This is a genomic window from Arthrobacter sp. ZBG10 (genome assembly GCF_001238605.1).
Lineage (GTDB): Bacteria > Actinomycetota > Actinomycetes > Actinomycetales > Micrococcaceae > Arthrobacter.
In genome coordinates this window covers 42992-58309 of the sequence record NZ_LFQH01000063.1, presented here as the reverse complement: position 1 = coordinate 58309, position 15318 = coordinate 42992, and the positions used below count along the sequence as shown (strand labels likewise).

17 protein-coding genes and 1 pseudogene are annotated in these 15318 nt (G+C 56.1%); 6 read left to right on the top strand and 12 right to left on the bottom strand.

The features are described 5' to 3' along the window. Window positions 1-186 precede the first annotated feature (186 nt). From ACU18_RS19740 to ACU18_RS19730, 5 genes are all read right to left on the bottom strand, one after another. Window positions 187-1269, bottom strand: coding sequence for a hypothetical protein (locus ACU18_RS19740; RefSeq protein WP_157407758.1), 1083 nt, complete (start codon window positions 1267-1269; stop codon window positions 187-189). Between the two features lie 111 nt (window positions 1270-1380). Beyond that, window positions 1381-1686, bottom strand: a complete 306-nt coding sequence (locus ACU18_RS20470) for a helix-turn-helix domain-containing protein (protein ID WP_082178365.1) — start codon at window positions 1684-1686, stop codon at window positions 1381-1383. Between the two features lie 64 nt (window positions 1687-1750). Beyond that, entirely contained in the window at window positions 1751-2329 is a 579-nt protein-coding gene (locus ACU18_RS15390; RefSeq protein ID WP_157407756.1) for a hypothetical protein, read from the bottom strand. 277 nt (window positions 2330-2606) lie between these two features. Further along, window positions 2607-4241: a hypothetical protein gene (locus ACU18_RS19735; RefSeq protein WP_157407754.1), complete on the bottom strand. Its 1635-nt coding sequence runs from the start codon at window positions 4239-4241 to the stop codon at window positions 2607-2609. Between the two features lie 206 nt (window positions 4242-4447). Continuing rightward, window positions 4448-4897, bottom strand: coding sequence for a hypothetical protein (locus ACU18_RS19730; protein WP_157407752.1), 450 nt, complete (start codon window positions 4895-4897; stop codon window positions 4448-4450). Window positions 4898-5119: 222 nt separating this feature from the next. Between ACU18_RS19730 and ACU18_RS15380 the strand changes: the two are divergent. From ACU18_RS15380 to ACU18_RS19725, 3 genes and pseudogenes are all read left to right on the top strand, one after another. Further along, window positions 5120-5678 (top strand): annotated as a pseudogene (locus ACU18_RS15380) (recombinase family protein). A gap of 182 nt (window positions 5679-5860) precedes the next feature. Continuing rightward, complete coding sequence (locus tag ACU18_RS15375; RefSeq protein ID WP_157407750.1) at window positions 5861-6865, top strand: hypothetical protein; 1005 nt, start codon at window positions 5861-5863, stop codon at window positions 6863-6865. A 506-nt stretch (window positions 6866-7371) separates the two neighbouring features. Then, window positions 7372-7998: a hypothetical protein gene (locus ACU18_RS19725; RefSeq protein ID WP_157407748.1), complete on the top strand. Its 627-nt coding sequence runs from the start codon at window positions 7372-7374 to the stop codon at window positions 7996-7998. 27 nt (window positions 7999-8025) lie between these two features. Here ACU18_RS19725 and ACU18_RS15370 read toward each other — a convergent pair whose 3' ends face one another. From ACU18_RS15370 to ACU18_RS15355, 5 genes are all read right to left on the bottom strand, one after another. Then, a complete protein-coding gene (locus tag ACU18_RS15370) occupies window positions 8026-8736 on the bottom strand; it encodes a hypothetical protein (RefSeq protein ID WP_050686930.1) in 711 nt (236 codons plus the stop codon). A gap of 83 nt (window positions 8737-8819) precedes the next feature. Next, the gene (locus ACU18_RS15365) at window positions 8820-9548 is read right to left on the bottom strand and encodes a DUF4145 domain-containing protein (protein WP_082178364.1); all 729 of its coding nucleotides are present in this window, start codon (window positions 9546-9548) and stop codon (window positions 8820-8822) included. A gap of 555 nt (window positions 9549-10103) precedes the next feature. After that, window positions 10104-10337, bottom strand: a complete 234-nt coding sequence (locus ACU18_RS20360) for a recombinase family protein (protein ID WP_442853717.1) — start codon at window positions 10335-10337, stop codon at window positions 10104-10106. Beyond that, window positions 10313-10456 (bottom strand): recombinase family protein, encoded by a 144-nt coding sequence (locus ACU18_RS20465; RefSeq protein ID WP_197273598.1) that lies wholly within the window; start codon window positions 10454-10456, stop codon window positions 10313-10315. The genes ACU18_RS20360 and ACU18_RS20465 overlap by 25 nt, the downstream gene beginning before the upstream one ends. 172 nt (window positions 10457-10628) lie before the next feature. Continuing rightward, on the bottom strand, window positions 10629-11567 hold the full coding sequence (locus ACU18_RS15355; RefSeq protein WP_157407746.1) for a hypothetical protein: 939 nt from the start codon (window positions 11565-11567) through the stop codon (window positions 10629-10631). Between the two features lie 100 nt (window positions 11568-11667). Between ACU18_RS15355 and ACU18_RS15350 the strand changes: the two genes are divergently transcribed. The 3 genes from ACU18_RS15350 to ACU18_RS15340 all read left to right on the top strand — a co-directional run bounded on the left by ACU18_RS15350 (window position 11668) and on the right by ACU18_RS15340 (window position 13456). Next, a complete protein-coding gene (locus tag ACU18_RS15350) occupies window positions 11668-11970 on the top strand; it encodes a hypothetical protein (RefSeq protein WP_050686922.1) in 303 nt (100 codons plus the stop codon). Window positions 11971-12068: 98 nt separating this feature from the next. Further along, window positions 12069-12500, top strand: coding sequence for a hypothetical protein (locus tag ACU18_RS15345; RefSeq protein ID WP_157407744.1), 432 nt, complete (start codon window positions 12069-12071; stop codon window positions 12498-12500). A gap of 56 nt (window positions 12501-12556) precedes the next feature. After that, window positions 12557-13456, top strand: a complete 900-nt coding sequence (locus tag ACU18_RS15340) for a hypothetical protein (protein WP_050686919.1) — start codon at window positions 12557-12559, stop codon at window positions 13454-13456. A gap of 78 nt (window positions 13457-13534) precedes the next feature. Here the strand turns inward: ACU18_RS15340 and ACU18_RS15335 are convergent, their stop codons facing one another. Both ACU18_RS15335 and ACU18_RS19720 read right to left on the bottom strand, forming a co-directional pair. Continuing rightward, complete coding sequence (locus tag ACU18_RS15335; RefSeq protein WP_050686917.1) at window positions 13535-13879, bottom strand: hypothetical protein; 345 nt, start codon at window positions 13877-13879, stop codon at window positions 13535-13537. Window positions 13880-13990: 111 nt separating this feature from the next. Then, on the bottom strand, window positions 13991-15292 hold the full coding sequence (locus tag ACU18_RS19720) for a hypothetical protein (protein WP_157407742.1): 1302 nt from the start codon (window positions 15290-15292) through the stop codon (window positions 13991-13993). Window positions 15293-15318 lie beyond the last annotated feature (26 nt).

The window sequence follows — 15318 nt, the reverse complement described above, 5'->3', positions numbered from 1 at the left end:
GTATAAGAGACAGACGTGAGACAGTCAGAGACCTCCGGCGCCACGGCAAGAACTGCAGGAGATCGCCGAGACCCTGCGCGTAAGCATGTCCACCGTGACCAGGGCTTTCGGGCCGTGCGTAGGCAAGCCGGCGGCGGAGCCTGAGGCACCCGTTCAGGACATTCCGTAAGATCATCAGCCCTGAAATTAAGGCTTGCGTCTGCGGACCAGCCAAGCGAGCGTAGATCCAGCAATGCCTGAAAGTAGAGACGCTGCGACCAAATGACGGTAAGTCGGAGAATCTGGGAACTCGTTCCCATTGGCGGGAGATGAAGTTAGCTCACTTGCCTCTTCAATGACAGGCGCTTTGCCTTTCCGAAATTTGCGGAGAAGTGCATCGACGAAAGGGCCAGAGGCTCCAAAAAACCAGATCAAGCTACCACCCGCGGTACCTGCCGACGCAGAGGCAAGGAACAGGTCGCGCTGGACGGCCGCCTCGCGTCGCTGATCGACGCCATTCAGCTCAAATCCTGCGGCTCTGCCAGCACTTTGAAGGGGAAGACTCCACGTGGGGGCCGTCGGATCTTCCACTTCTGGGCTTGAAACTGTCGGCACGTAATCGGCGGGAAGACCCTTAGGTCTGATGCTGACAACGGATTGAGCAGTTACCGACTCAATGTCCAAGACCTCGATAGGCAGCGTCAGGGTTGCGATACGAGGGAAGGCATACCGGTGCTGGGCGCCTGCAACGGCTTCAGTCGGAGCTGTCGTTTCTCCTTCGAGGGAAACGCCCCAGCCTATGCCGGCTTCTCCGACGGTTTGATCCGAGAAGGTTTGTTTGCTGATGACGGTCATAACGCAGTCATCGCTCAGGGAAAATTCGAGTCCGACCGATCCTGCAGAAATATCCGTATTCGACGGGGCTATTGGAGGATTGAATCTGAGTTCTTCGCCGTTGCTCGTCCTACGTAATTGAACGTCCTTCATTGCTCCACAGAACCCGATCATCAAGTCACCTGCCTGTTCCGGCGGGACAGCGGCGTCGATATCTCCCCTCAGGAACATGTCGAATGAGGTCAGGCTCGGAGATGGCTGGAAGCCCAACGCAACATTCACTCGAACCGGTGCCGAGGCCGACCCTTTTTTAACGCCCACAAAGATTGCACCAGGCATATCGAGCGGAGGAACCGGAGCGAAGGCCGGCTGGGAAAAGTGGAGGGCAATGAGAGTCGACAGAATCGTGACACTGCCAGCTGCCGCCAGCTGCAACCGTTCGCCTGTATTCGCCACCCCAGCAGTCTATGGGCGGAAATTCGAAGCATGCGACTGTTGCGCCAAGTACACCCGGTACAACCGCGAACGTTCACAAGGGAAAGAACATCAGCAGCGCCACACCGGGGGTTAGGGGGAGCTATGGCCGTCGTATGAGTCACGGAGCAAACCTCCGCGGGAACGTCTGGCTAATTCTTCAATGAGAATGTCGCTGGGGAATTGAGCCAGTCGGACCGCCGGGACTTCTTTTCCCGGAACTCCTGCTGGCTTTCCGCCCTGGGCCAGTCTGTTTAGCTCCATCCGCTTATCGTCTGGGATGGTATCTCCTCGCTCCCAGCGCCGAAGGCAAGCAACACTGGCACCGAGGGCCGCGGCTAAGTCCTGTTTCGTGAGTCCTGTTTGTTCAACAAGCCGTTGAACGGCGCTCTTTTCCATGCCCTACAGACTACGGCTCGCCGGGAAACCGTTTCATGACCGTTGAGCAGAGAACCGTCATGTCCTAAAGGACCTTCAACATTTCTTCGAGCGTTTTCAAGATTTTGGTAAGGGCCATATTATGGGCCGATTGCTCATTTTGCGTCCTAAATAGCTCTGACAGCAGTCCCTTTGTCTCTGCCGACCCGGCTTCATGGATGGCCTTGATTGAGTAGGTCAAGCGCCGTTGACGAACCTCGTCCTGGTCCGCGGTACCGGCGGGAAGATGAAGTCGTGCCTCAGACAGTTCCATCGGAATCTTGCCCACGAGGTCGATTAGACCGGCGCGAAGGCGTGCCCTTTTTCGGGAGGAGAGCTTGGGCAGCTCACGAAGAATGGATTCTGCAAGCTCATCCTGTCCCTCTGGGCCAGCATAGCGTCGTGGAAATGCGTCTGTTCGAAAGACTTCGTCGTGGTCATAAAGCAGCTGGGCACGGTATGAGTTGAGTACCCCGCGAATAACAGCGCCGGCTTCATAACGTTCTTTGGCTCTGATACCGAGAACTGCGATGCGCCCGGCGGTGGCCATGCCTCCGAGGGCCCCGCCGAAGAGGCCAAAGATGACGCTAATAATCACACGGCCATCAGATGAAAACCAATCCACCGCAACTCCTTCTCATGTCCCGCCACCCCGGGACTTTGGCTCAAACATAGCTTGAAGTTCAATGCGGTCCCTTCTGCCGTCCTGCCGGCGTGGCCCAGCCGGAGCCGGCTAAATCTGTAGCCCAAGTAAAACGTAGAGAACCTACTGTTGCTATTGGACCCCGAATATCTGTCACAACTATGGAAATCCTCGATCGTCAGTTTCCGAGTACGGGATTACTCAACGGCAAGCTATTGAACAGGCCATCGCAGCACACTGGGGAAAGCAATAATCATAGTTATTCTTGCGGTGCCTTCGTTTCTGGTGAATAAAAATTGCTCAATCCCCACGGTTCGGAAACTGGAATCTCTCCTGCTCCGCTATTCCAATCTCCTAACCAAACTTGAATGAGCTGATCATCCTGTGGTTGAAGTCTAATCTCATAGCCTTGGGCGTTATCTTCATTAAACTTCTGATCAACTTTATCGGCGTTTGCTATTACTACATTTGGGTGAAACATGGTTGCAGCCCCAAGATTGTATGAACTGCCGAGTATATTGACCTTCAGTCGTATGAAATTGCTTGTGTACGGTCCTCCCTGGTGCAAGAGCCGCTCTAAGCCACCACCCTTTAGCCCTGAGAGTACTGCTGTAAGGCTCGTTCCTGGTGGCATGACCGTTCTCTTTCCCTGTAACAGTAACCGCGCGATTCGAATATAGGCTCGATTTTTTGCAGTTACCTCTGTTGGCAAGCTAAAGGAAGTATCGGTTAGCTTTCCTTGTAGAAAGAGTAGATCCGATAAAAGTTCTCTGGTGTAAATGTCTACCTCTGAAGAAGCTTTCAATTCGCTCCCCAGCTTTACTCTTCCCTTCTTCTTTCCGTTCCAGTAGAACTCGAGTGTGGCCCCAGGCTGCATAGAATCCAACAGCTTGATCGCTTGTTCTGCATCTGTGACGTTCGGTTCATCAAGGGTAAAATTTAGGACTATGGAGCCGGGGTCGCTTAGGTCTGAGGTTGTAGGCGTGGAGATGATAGCCGTAGCAATGTTGGCGAAGCGAGCTTTTGCGGAGTGCCCCATCCTTCCCTGAGCTCTTTCCAGAATTTTTCCGGGAAACCTGCCAACTGCGCAACCATGCTCATCGAGAACGTTAATTGTTATGGGTTCCTCTTTTTCTAAGATTGTATTTACCGGCTGAATCTCCAAAAAAAGGTGCTCGAGTTTGGGGAATGGCTGGATCCAAGCCGGTCCCGTTCGTTTGAATGCTGCAGCGGATCCCGGAAGCCTGATCGGCGCGAAAGCCCCGTAGTTTATTGAGTGAGCTATTTGCTCATGAATATGCTGATCTTCCGGCCCAAGACTTATAGTAATAGTTTCGCGGATGGGCTCCCTTTCTATCGCGTCATGTCGCTTGGGACGGTATGACTCTGTTAACTCTCCGTCTTGAACGCTGACTTCTGTAGCCCAGTACTGGCTACGGGTTTGGAGCTCTTCAACCATTCCCTTGAACAGGGTCTGAGCATCACCCGAGCTGGCCAGTGCAGCTCTTTGTTGGCCAAACTGGCTGAGTACGGCAACTACGCCGTCATGGAGGGCGGCCTTCTCAATTTCAGGGTGTGCCGCGAGACCCCTATCCAGATGCGCCTGTCCCCACATATGAATCTTGACTTGCTTGCCGTCTCCGAGCTTTCGAACCCATGCCAACTCGTTCTTATGGGGATTGGAGGGCATGATGAGAATCCAAGTTCGTGGCTTGTGTTTGTCCCACGCCATGTTGAACGACTTCTTGATCTGGCGTTGTCTAGTATCACGATGACCCCCGGTGAAACCGCCCGGGAAAAACTTCAACTGAAAAATTATGTCTGGATCGTCCGCTTCATCACGAACTACCACGTCAATACCGCCGTCCCCACCCTCACCACGAAGTACTTCCACGTACCTCGGCTCGACCTAGAACATGGCAACAAGAAGTGCTTCCACGACTCGATCGAAGTCGTGACGTTTCACCGTCTCCCAGTCAATTCGGTAGCGGTGCAAGTCTCCACCGAGGCTCATGAACTGGAGTCTGACATGGATATAGGCGCAAAATCCTGTGAGAGCAAGAAGTTCAAGGAGGCATGCTCACATCTCATCCGGGGCATCTACGTTGCCTGGTTCGTAGGTTTCTTCTCACTCGGCTTAAGAGTGCCGTCCTGCTGGTAGAGCCATCGAGGCGTGTTCTCACTGATCACATAAGGAACGCCATCATTCTGCAACGGCTGAAACTCGCCTAAGGTGTTCACCACTAGTGTCTGTCCATACCGGACAATTGAGGATCCGGTAGCGAAGGTAATTCGACCAGAACTTGCTACTGTCGGGATGCCGTTGAGCTGACCGGTGATATCGAGGGCGCCCGAGACTGTCGCGTTGCCGTTGAGCTGCCCAGAAAGATAGACGTATGCGTCGATTTCGACCGTTAGACGGCCGTTCATTTGTCCAGACAGATACAGTCGCGCACCTGAACGGACAACTCCGCCTCCGTTGGCTTGGCCGCTGAAGAGCAGATCATTTGTCACGTCAAGGAGTGCACGGAGTTGGCGAGCGTCATTCATCTAAAAAGGATACGGGGCGTCAGCAACCGGACTGCATTTGCCGTTTACCATTGCAAGCTCAGATCGACCGGCTGCGGTGATAAAGGTGTTCTTGGGGTGTACTCCAAGCTGACGTCAGGGTCCAGATTTTTCACATGTCAGATTAGGGTCGTTATTCAGTTAGTTTGACAGGCACCTGCGCGGGTCTCAGATTTCAGTCTGACACTACGGGCAGGAATTGGGATGACTGGGCAGCGAATCGGATACATCAGGGTCAACACCCTGGATCAGAACACCCAACGGCAGCTCGAAGGGGTGCAGTTGGATCGGCTCTTTACGGATAAGGCCTCGGGGAAGGACGTGAAGCGTCCCCGGCTCGTGAAGCTGGTGAAGTTCATTCGTGAGGCTGACACCTTGGTGGTGCACAGCATGGACCGTCTCGCCAGGAACCTTGATGATCTCCGGGCCCTGGTGCAGAAGCTCACTGCCAAGGGAGTGCGGATTGAGTTCGTGAAGGAGAACCTGAGCTTCACGGGAGGACTCACCGATGGCTAACCTGATGCTCTCAGTGATGGGCGCCTTCGCTGAGTTCGAGCGAGCGTTGATAGGGGAGCGGCAGCGAGAAGGCATTGCCCTGGCCAAGAGCAAGGGCGTCTACCGCGGCCGGGCCAAAGCACTCTCACCCGAACAGGCCGATACCCTACGAATGCGGGCCGCCGCGGGGGAACAGAAGGCCGCCCTCGCCCGAGAATTCGGGATCAGCCGGGAAACGCTCTACCAGTATCTCCGAGCCAGTGCGTGAGCGATCTTCCACTCATCAATCACGCCCAACACCCCTTAGCAACCTAGTGGGGCGGCCGCGACCATCGGCACAATGGCGTGGGCTGATATGGATCTCGAAGGCTATTGTTATGCCATCGTCCACGCTGCTCTGGGTTGGATGGGCAGTAGTGACGGATCTATGAAAATCGAAAATGGGGGGACATGAAGGCTTACCTACCTGGCATCTTGGCGGCCATTCTCATGACAGGAATCGCCGCCTGTGGAAATGGAGAGTCGGCGCCTGCACCGGCTACGTCCGCTTCCACCGCAGCCAAAGCCACCCCGACACCGAAGCCGCCCAAAATCGTGCCTGAAGTAGCCGGTAAGCCCTACCCGGACGCCAGCAAAGCTTTGACCAGCACCGGATTTCGCACAACGGTTCCAATAGGCCCGGACGGTAAGAAGTGGGTGACCCTGAACCCAGGGAATGATGTTCTGGCTGTCTCCTCCGACCCAACGGCAGGAACTACTTCAAATGAAGAATCCGCTCGGATCACAGTGGACCGCAGTGAAGAAGATCAGCGGGCCATGAACATAGCCAAGGCCCAAGCGTTGATGCTGGAGTCACGGTATGAGTACAAGTGTGGCGACTATGACCCCAATGCCCCTAAGTTCAAGTCCTACAAAGATGTTTGGGCGAGCAAATACTATGCAGGTTCCGCGACCTGCACTGTGAACATTGACCGCAAGCATACATCAACGAAACAACCCCTAGTACCCACGGAACAGTCCCTGGTAGACCTGATCGGCGCCAAGGGCGGGGATATCAGCTTGCCAACTGCGACTGTTGGCAAAATCATGCTGATGTGTGCCAAGGTCTCTCCGAATTTTGCTGACGAGGTCACGGCCAGGATGGACTGGCGGAGAGCTGACATTGAAGGCGCCCTGTCCGTGTGCCCGGATGCTCCACATGCTGGGGTGCTGAGGGAGGCCTTGACTTCCGTGAAGGTGGGGCCGGGAACGAAAGTTGTAGGAGCAACCATGGAGGCCGGAACCTACCGGACCAAGCCGGGGGCAAAGGACTGCTACTGGTCACGGACCACCGGGGGCGGCGACATTATTGCGAACGACTTTGTTGGGTTCGCCCCCGACGGAGTTGCAGTCACCGTATACGCGGGGGAGGGCTTCCAATCAGAACGCTGTGGCGTCTGGACCAAAGTCGGGTAGTGAAACTGTGCAGGCTGATTCCTGCAAACATCCCTCAAGCGGCGTGGCCAGACGTTTCGGCTTTCAGGGCTTGTTAGCATCTGACTACCTCAAAGAGGTTGTTTGAAGTCGCGGCCAGAGCCCAACGCACAGCGGCTGAAGAGTCGCGCTTGGCTGCCAGGGAATTGGCGGCCAGTGGACTTACTGTTCGTGATGTGGGCGCTGTGCTGGGCGTTTCGCATCAGCGCGCTCACCAGTTGATGAAATAGCAGGGCATCTCGGTTCTACCCCTCGTCCACATGGGCACGGCAAAAGCCATCCGCTCCGCTGCTTTTCCCGCACACATGGGGACGACGGGACCCACCTGACCGGCTGCACACAACCGCCAGGTCACCGGTAGCCGGCATGTCACCATAGCGGCCGGCGATCATGCACACCCTCGACCTCGATTGTGGGAGTTTTGCAACGCAGCCGTTCGATCCAAATTCATTCACGCCTCCGTTGGGGGAGCAGAGAGAGTGGTTGCAGTGGGAAAAGGTAGTCGTCTGCGTAAGAAGGAAGTGCCTAACGGCGCTGCGGTTTACTGGCATGGTGGTGCTGCCGGCAGGGCTGTTGGTGAGGCGTTGATCCCAGGTGTGCAGGTTCCCGGTTACCGACACGTGGTGGCTGCGTTCACTCCCCAGGGCTTTGCAGAATATCGGCCAGACTTTGCTTACATCACCACTGATCGTGACCTTGCATTCGACTATGCAGTTGAGTACTACAAGCTGGGTTTGGGGCCTTCCTCTCTCTACAAGGTTGTTCCCCTGGGCAAATCGACGCATGATCCTGACTACCCGACGGGCGTTTCCTTTCGATGCAAAGGCTCCAGAGTAGTCGCTGTTGAGCTGGACGAATTTACTGTTTTGACAAAGGAAACGGGAGCGGCGCTCAGGTATCGTACCTGGGACGATAATTCCCCGTTGTTCGACAACGACGGCTACCCCTTGCCAAACAAAGTGCAGAAGCACTTTGGAGTGACAGCCGAGGACCTCAGAAATCTCGGATATGGTGCTGACTTCTCAGCAATTCATCAACGATGCATGGAACTGGTTGGGATTCGGAATCCGGGCATCACTCAAGCAGATATAGACAGGGTGATAGCAAAGGGCTAGCGGACGGGTGCTCCCGTCTTTTTTGGGTTACTGCCGGCCTACTGCGTTGGGGTGAATGTCGAAGCCGAAGATGGTCCCGGCTTCGCCAAGGGCATGATTCCGCCCACAGACAGCAACCATCGTCCACAAGCGCTCAACAGTGTCCGCGATGCGTTGGTTGATGGATGAATAAAGCTGGTCCCACAGCACGTTGTTTGAGGAGTCATTCATGGCCGCGGCATATGCCGCGGCTATCTCCGGTTCATCGGTTACCGCGTCTTCAATTCGCTGCCAATAATCTTCGGGGCTATCCCAAGGTTGGGGAGCGTCACCAAGCCTGTCGAGATGGTAAAAGCGCCCAGACTGACCGTATCTGCCGAGAGTGGCAATGAGTGGAATGACGGCGCCATCAGTCTGAACATCTGCCAGCAGACCGCGTACGTATTCAGTTCCGGTGGCCGTCCGATTCGAAAGGTCAGCCATGACGTACGTGTGCATATCGGCCAGGTTATGGCCGAAGGCCCTCATCTCACCCTTGGTAGGCCAGGACTGGTTAGCGTCCAGTGCCGAGAGTCCGAGCGTGAGCTTGTAGAGCTTTTCCACACCGATGGAAAGCATGGTCAAAATCGGGTCCCGCGTTGTGTCAAGGAACGCTGCGGTACGAATGACGCGCGTTCCATATGCCAGCAAGTTTCTGGTCGATGTCATCTCTTCTATGAAAGCGAACGCCTGCTGGTCGTCTAAGTGAGCTATCGACATGAGGTCACCTTACCGGCGGGCAGAAGAGACCCACGTTGTTCCAATTCGACGGTTTTCGCGATCCGGGGAAACAGTGCTGATTGCTATTCCTGCAGGAGCCCCTGATCGCGGAGTAGCTGGGCGGGCATTTCGTACTCGTGCCGTATCAGGTGCCGGACGAACTTGTCCAGGCCCGTGGCTTCCGCTTCTGTGACATCGTCGTAGTCTTCAGGGTGGGCTCCTTCGTTGCCCAGTTGGTTGAGATGGTCAGCCCAATCCCAGAGTGAACGGTGAAGATCGCCGTCATTCTTCATGTGTTTGAGGGCAGATTTCAGGTGCCTCTCGTTTTGAGCTTTGGCGCTGCCCTTGTCCTTGACAAAGAGGTGCAGAGCGGAGCGGAACATGACTGCGGCCGCACGGAATGCCCCCACAGTGAGGGACCGCATTCCTTCGTCATAGGCCGAGGCCACACTTTCGTTGACTTGAGGATCCAGGATGCCAGCACCAGGGGCTGGCCACCACGTCAGGCCGTTTCCGAGGTTGTTCGTAACAACGGCAGTGCCTTTTTTGCAGCCTTGACAGGTCAGGGCTGTCACAGCGCGGTCGGCAAAATTCGAGCCCCAGGACAGGACAACCTGTTGGCCCACAACAAAGTTGGAGACCCGTCCGCACCATGGACAAGGCCCCGTGGGATCAAAGGGCGTCGGAAGGGTGTCTGGATTCGAATCGGCCATCCTCCAATCTCCCCAGAACGGCTTGGAACGCTTCTCTCTCCACACCCCAATACCCGGCACCGGATGCACGTCAATAAGGGCAGCCATGTTTGTGGTCATGACAAGCGGCTAAGCGCCGAGCTTGGCCCTAGCACGGCGATGACGGGTGCCGGCCTGCTGTTGGCCTCAGTGTGAGGGTATATGTTTCCCTTGAACTAGGACGGACTGTGTACCAGCGCGGCAGTATGGATTGCGGGGTCGGTTACCGCCGGTGCCGTAGGAGTGCTTGTGCTGGGAGCTGCCTTTTTCGAAGCCGGGACAGCTGTTGTGTTGTTCTTTTGATCACGCGGTTCAGATAGCTAGCCCGAGTTACGGCCTCGGATGAAGTTAATTAGTCCTCGCCCCCCGCGTGCCATTGCAGTATCCGGACCTTTGGATCCGCGAGTGGGGCTTCTGGTGCAGCCGTCCCGGTACCGTGAGCAAAGCCCGGACAGCGATATTCACCGCCAGGCAACTTCACCACCAGGTTCTCTTCATCAGAGGTGGTTTCTTCGCCTTTGCGAGGCCCGTCAGCGAACCAGTATGAGTAAGTCATACTGCGAACGCTATCGGGTCCACCATCATTGCATTTGGTACCCAGTCCTTGCTGACGAGGCAATCGAGGATGTGCGCGCATCAAAATGCCGGTAGAGCGTTGAGCGCCAGGACTAGTTGGTTCATGGTGTCGTCTTTGGCGGTCGCGTCGATCTTGAAGGGGTCGGCCGGCGTCTTTGGGCCAATACCCAGGGCGTCGAGCTCGTGAACGATATTCAGGGTGTCCCGCACAGTCAGGCCGGAGCGGTCGAGCGTATGAACCACCAGCACAGCTCCGTCCCTGGCATACTTCAACGCTTTGGTGAGCCCTTGCAGCTCCGGATTTTTCGTCCAGGTGGATATACCGGGGATCGACGCCCGGCAGCCGCCAGGGCGTCCACCTGCCGGCTTAGATCCTGTTTCACGGTCGAGACGCGAGCGTAGCCGATATTCATTCCCGCCCCGTATCTAAATCCTGTTCCGCGCAGAGCTTTGTGGTAGGTGTTTTGGCATTGATTTTGAGACAGTCAAGTTACGCGGCATTTCACGGGACCAGGCAGCGGGGGAGCGTCCCACCAGGATCGTCCTAGTTCCATGGAAATGGAACACAGATGCGTGCCGGCTGGATCAGGCCACTCCGTTATGTTTAAGGACCAGGTCCCGCACGAAGTACTCCAAAGGCCAGATGAGTTCACGAATGGTTTCGGCAGCGGGACGCTCCAAGCTTCCGTGCACGAGGGCGCTTCGCGCGTTGTAGCAGTCTCGGAAGAACCGCTTTGGTGACTTTTCCCCATACGGCTGGCTTCCTAGAACGGCCGCAAGCCGTTTAGCCGCCGAGTTGATTGATTCCTTCTTCAACCCATTAAGTGTTTGTGCCAGTGATTGCCGGTCACCCTCAGGGAGCGACAGGGAAGCGAGATGATCGATCAGCCCCTCAATCGCGTTCATCTGTTCAGCTGAACGGTTTCCGGTCTCGATTAATGCTTCGACAGCAATCATCAACATTAGAAAACGTGAGTCGTCGGACGGCATGAAATGCGAAGCGGCGTACATTTCGCACGCTAGGAGACTGCGCTTATCAGGGTCTGCTTCTTGACCGTAGGTTTCCCGCGCGTGTGCAGCGATAGCATCGCCATTTTTGAATCCGATGCCGTTGGCTTCGGCTCGGACGAAAACTGGCGGAGGGCTTTGGGGGACTACTTGGAGTCCTGTGATGTCGGGGTAGGCCTGTGCGTCGGGGTTAGCAGGCTTGACCCATTCCAGTACTGCCTGCGTAAAGAAGTTCGGCGCGCTGCGTTCGCTGAACTCGATGCCTACGAGTTCAGAGATCGTTCCAAGGGTGAGTGCACTGATCCAGCGCTTTCCCTCGGCCTCTGCTTCTGCCTCCCTTGTATAGCCCTCTCCCCGCATTTCTAGTTGGTCGGCATCATTCACCAACTGCCCTTCAACACGAGACCTTAGAAAGACCCGCACTTCATTGGTTTCACCCAGTATCAGTTCAGTGACCTGGGCGCCGATTCGAGTATTTGGGCCGACTTTGAACCGAACGCGGAACATGTACGTCATGACCAAAACCTAGTCCTCATTCGTGAGGATTTGGATTATCTGGGCGAGGTTGCTGCGCCGCGAATGCGTTTGTGTCGCGCAGGGTGGCAGGCAAGCGTGGATGGATCTGAACGCCGGGGAACGGTCCGCCGTGCAGGCCCCGGAAGCGGTCCAGGCCGCCGCGCAGCGGTGGGCGATCATGGAACAAAGCCCCGACTATCAGGACCATGTATTGGGCCAGGTTCAGGCTAACTCTCCCCAGGCTAAGGAACAGTTGGTCAAGGACTGGCTGGCTGCCGGTTCACCCCAGGTCCGTCCCTTTGACCCGGAGTTCCTTGCAGCGCAAAACGGTTCGAGAACCGGGAGCCCGCCCGTGCTGAGGAACGCGAACGCCAGGCAGAGCAGCGCCGCCAGGAGTACCTAACGCGTCAGGGACGCACCCCGGAACAGGCCCTCGCCCAGCCAAATACGGCCGGGTCCACGGAGGCCAGGAAAGACGCCGAGGGCTATAAGGCGGTGGCCGTGGCCGAGTATGCACGTTCGGACCAGGCCAAGGATGAATCCGCCCGGGTGGCCCGCAGCGGCCCCGGAGCCTTGGAAGAGGAGTGGTACCGGGACGAGTTCCTGACCCGTCACCCCGAGGTTGTTGACGCGGATGTGAAAGCTGACGCCACCGCTCACCAAGGGGCGGCACACGAACGATCAGGGAACGTCGCAGCCGACAGAGCAACAGCTGCCTACGGCACTGCGGAGCACCGGGAAGCACTGGAAAGCCAGCTGGTCACTGCTGGTGTCCCCGAACAGGCCGTCAGAGCCCGTATGCAGGGCGAGAAGATCCAGAAGTACCCCATCACGCACGCCGCCGCCGGCAAGGGAGCCAAAGCCGGGAAAACCCGCGGATCCAGCCACAACCAGGCACAAGTCCGGACGAAGAATCAGTCCAAAGGACGCTAATAGTTGAACCACAGGTAGGTTCGAATGATGAATTTTTACTCAGACGGAAGAGCGTGATGACGGAAGAAAAGTGGGTGCCCCTTGGCGTCGAATCGGACGATGAGGTGGCAGCCTATGACGCACTCCATGATGGCGTCCCGGAATGGATGAGGAGTGCTTACTGGGCGTGGGTCATGTCGAGCCTCGGCAAGCAGCGACGGTACAGCGATGGCAGTGGAAGCGTTCAAAGCCTCAACATCGACTTAACAACCGAACTTGCTCAAACACTTCAAATTCCTCTTCCGCCGCTTTCGGACACTATGCGTCCTTCTCCGGAAAGGGCCAAACATCTACGTTTTCAGGCTCTGAAGGTGCTTGAAAACTACACGCATCCACTTCGTATTGCGGACTACATCCTTGCCCACCAGAAGCAGGTTAACGTTGAAAGTTTGGAGGGCATTCTCAAACGTTGCAAGTCTCTATACGAGGTTGGCGAGCGATTCGGACGGCCCGGTCTGGTACGGCGAGTTCCGCTTGGAGTCAAGATCAACGCTGATGCCGTGATGAGGGACTCAGGGCAAAGCGGTATACGTCTCGCTCAGGCTTGGGAATCCTTATACGGGATCACACCTGATGCCAGCCGTGCGTATGCCCTTGCAATAAAGGCTGTGGAAGATATTGCCGTTCCTCTCGTCGCCCCGTCTAACGGTAGAGCGACCTTGGGGACTTTGATTAGGCAGATGGAGGACCAGGGAGATTGGGGCCTTCCTATGGCTCGCGAACCACAAACCGCGACGTCGTCGGTTGCGTTACTCACGATGATGAAACTGCTTTGGCATGGCCAGCATGACCGTCACGGGGGGCAACCCTCGGCGCCTGGCAATGTCAGCTTTGAAGAAGCTCAAGTAGCTGTGTCGCTGGCGGCAAATCTTGTGCAACTGTTCGCGGCCGATCTCGTTGCCCGGGCGCAGCCGTAAAACATCCATAGATATCAAAAACATGTGCAATGAGGCCCGCAAACCAGGTGGTATGCGGGCCTCATTTTCGCGTAGGTGTCAGTCTTGCGCGGGGATGTCGCCGAGGGCGGTGACCATGATGCGGCGGCCCACGGTGGGCCTGGTTCTGAGCTTCAGCTCGAATCCATGCGTAATGCTCTGCAACAGCTCGTAAGGGTCTACATCGTGGAGCCTGAAATCTGTTACCGGGATGTGGCCGTACTCGTTGATCAAGTATTCGAAGATGTTGCTCGTGTTTTGGGGAACGGTATCTTTGTCCACGGCGACAACGTTTATGGCATGTCCGTTTTCGCCGCCACCGATGTCTATACCAACGACCAGCCATCTATCTTGATCTATGCCGGCAAGGGTGAACCCGCTCGTGCCCGTGATCTTCTTGTCCATTTGCGCGGTCCCCTGGAAATCGGGAAAGCTTACTTCTGCATCTCGCCATTCGTACGGTTCCATTTCGCCTCCCGGCATAGCCCCATTGCGGTGAACCCGCCAATGACCAGATTACTGATTTTGCAGAAGTGAAGGGTCATAGGTCCACCGGGTTAGAGAGGAGCGCATTGATGTTCGCACAGCGTCCGCCCCAACTTTCCCGTCTTGGACATCCCTCCACGCCTCGAATAAATCCCGTGTGTCAATGAGTGCACCAGACGCGTCGGTAACCGGTCTTAGGTCATCGTCGTTTGGGATCGCAACGGGGCGGGTGGACGGTGGTTTTCCCCGCCACGTATTCACGATGTGCCATACGGTTGAGGGGTAGTCGCCGGTTTCTTTCGTGAACGCAGCAACGGGGCGTCCAGTGATTTGGGAGACGTCATTTACCTTGGCGCCTTTGGTGTACCCCTTTACTTCGGCCAGGCAATGCCAGTCGGGTTCGGAGGGGTCGTCCACGCGGAGGTCTTCAAGTTTCGCACCGGTTTTTTCGTCATGGTGATCATCCATGTCCTGAGCGCTGAACCCCAGATCCTGGAGTGCTTCCAGGACAGCTGCTGTCAGTGCATCACCGTCGGCGGTGAGCAGTCGCCCAGGTCCTGCCTCGGCCCTTTGGACAGCAAGATTCAGATCACCGTTCAGAGCCTGTTCCCGAGCGTGGAACTCAAACATTGCCCTCTCGCGCTCATCCTTGACCGTTTGTATGGCGCGGATGAAGCCGCCGACCTCCGGAGGAGACCATCGTTCGCTGGTCTTCCACTCAGCTTCCGGGGGCACACTAACCGGATCGATCTCAGCCACCAGATCGAGAAATAGCCGTAACCACTCAGCGGGTTCCCGCGTGATTTCCGGCAAGGCCACTTGCAGGCCGCCCTTGCTGCCATCACGCCGGTTGCGATAAGCGTAGACAAACTTTTCCTTGCCCAGATGGAGCAAGGGGGAACACTGTCCGCGCAAATCGTCTGTGTCCACGTGTTGCCACTCACGATCCTCAACGAACAAGACTTGCCAGATGTTTTTTGGACCCTCAGGGATGTGGGGGATCACGGTTTTTTTCAGTAGTGCAGCGATTGGCGATTGGACACCAGAACTAATTGTCACCTCGTTAGCGAGGGTCTCAGTCTTTCGGTCAAAAAGGTACTTATCTGAGGGCGTACCCATAATGGCCCCGAAAGAGAGAACGTGAAGATGCTTTGCACGCGTCCCAGCATCGTATGCAAAAGTAACCAGGATGTCGTACTCAGTCTCATGCACATCTTCGTTTACATTAATGATTTTGTAACTGGGTACCAATCGAACGAGTTCATCGATTTTCTCTTTGGGGACTGCTTCGAAAAGTACCCGTGGCTTCGGCTGGGCGTTGAAAGTGTTCACCTTGAAACACTATCCGGACGGCTGAA

Bases quoted from the DNA above. Each gene is read 5' to 3' on its own strand.
- ACU18_RS20470 (WP_082178365.1), bottom strand. From the start codon at position 1,686: ATGGAAAAGAGCGCCGTTCAACGGCTTGTTGAACAAACAGGACTCACG.
- ACU18_RS19730 (WP_157407752.1), bottom strand. From the start codon at position 4,897: ATGAATGACGCTCGCCAACTCCGTGCACTCCTTGACGTGACAAATGAT.
- ACU18_RS15375 (WP_157407750.1), top strand. From the start codon at position 5,861: ATGAAGGCTTACCTACCTGGCATCTTGGCGGCCATTCTCATGACAGGA.
- ACU18_RS15370 (WP_050686930.1), bottom strand. From the start codon at position 8,736: ATGTCGATAGCTCACTTAGACGACCAGCAGGCGTTCGCTTTCATAGAA.
- ACU18_RS15365 (WP_082178364.1), bottom strand. From the start codon at position 9,548: ATGACCACAAACATGGCTGCCCTTATTGACGTGCATCCGGTGCCGGGT.
- ACU18_RS20465 (WP_197273598.1), bottom strand. From the start codon at position 10,456: ATGAATATCGGCTACGCTCGCGTCTCGACCGTGAAACAGGATCTAAGC.
- ACU18_RS15355 (WP_157407746.1), bottom strand. From the start codon at position 11,567: ATGACGTACATGTTCCGCGTTCGGTTCAAAGTCGGCCCAAATACTCGA.
- ACU18_RS15350 (WP_050686922.1), top strand. From the start codon at position 11,668: ATGGATCTGAACGCCGGGGAACGGTCCGCCGTGCAGGCCCCGGAAGCG.
- ACU18_RS15340 (WP_050686919.1), top strand. From the start codon at position 12,557: ATGACGGAAGAAAAGTGGGTGCCCCTTGGCGTCGAATCGGACGATGAG.
- ACU18_RS15335 (WP_050686917.1), bottom strand. From the start codon at position 13,879: ATGGACAAGAAGATCACGGGCACGAGCGGGTTCACCCTTGCCGGCATA.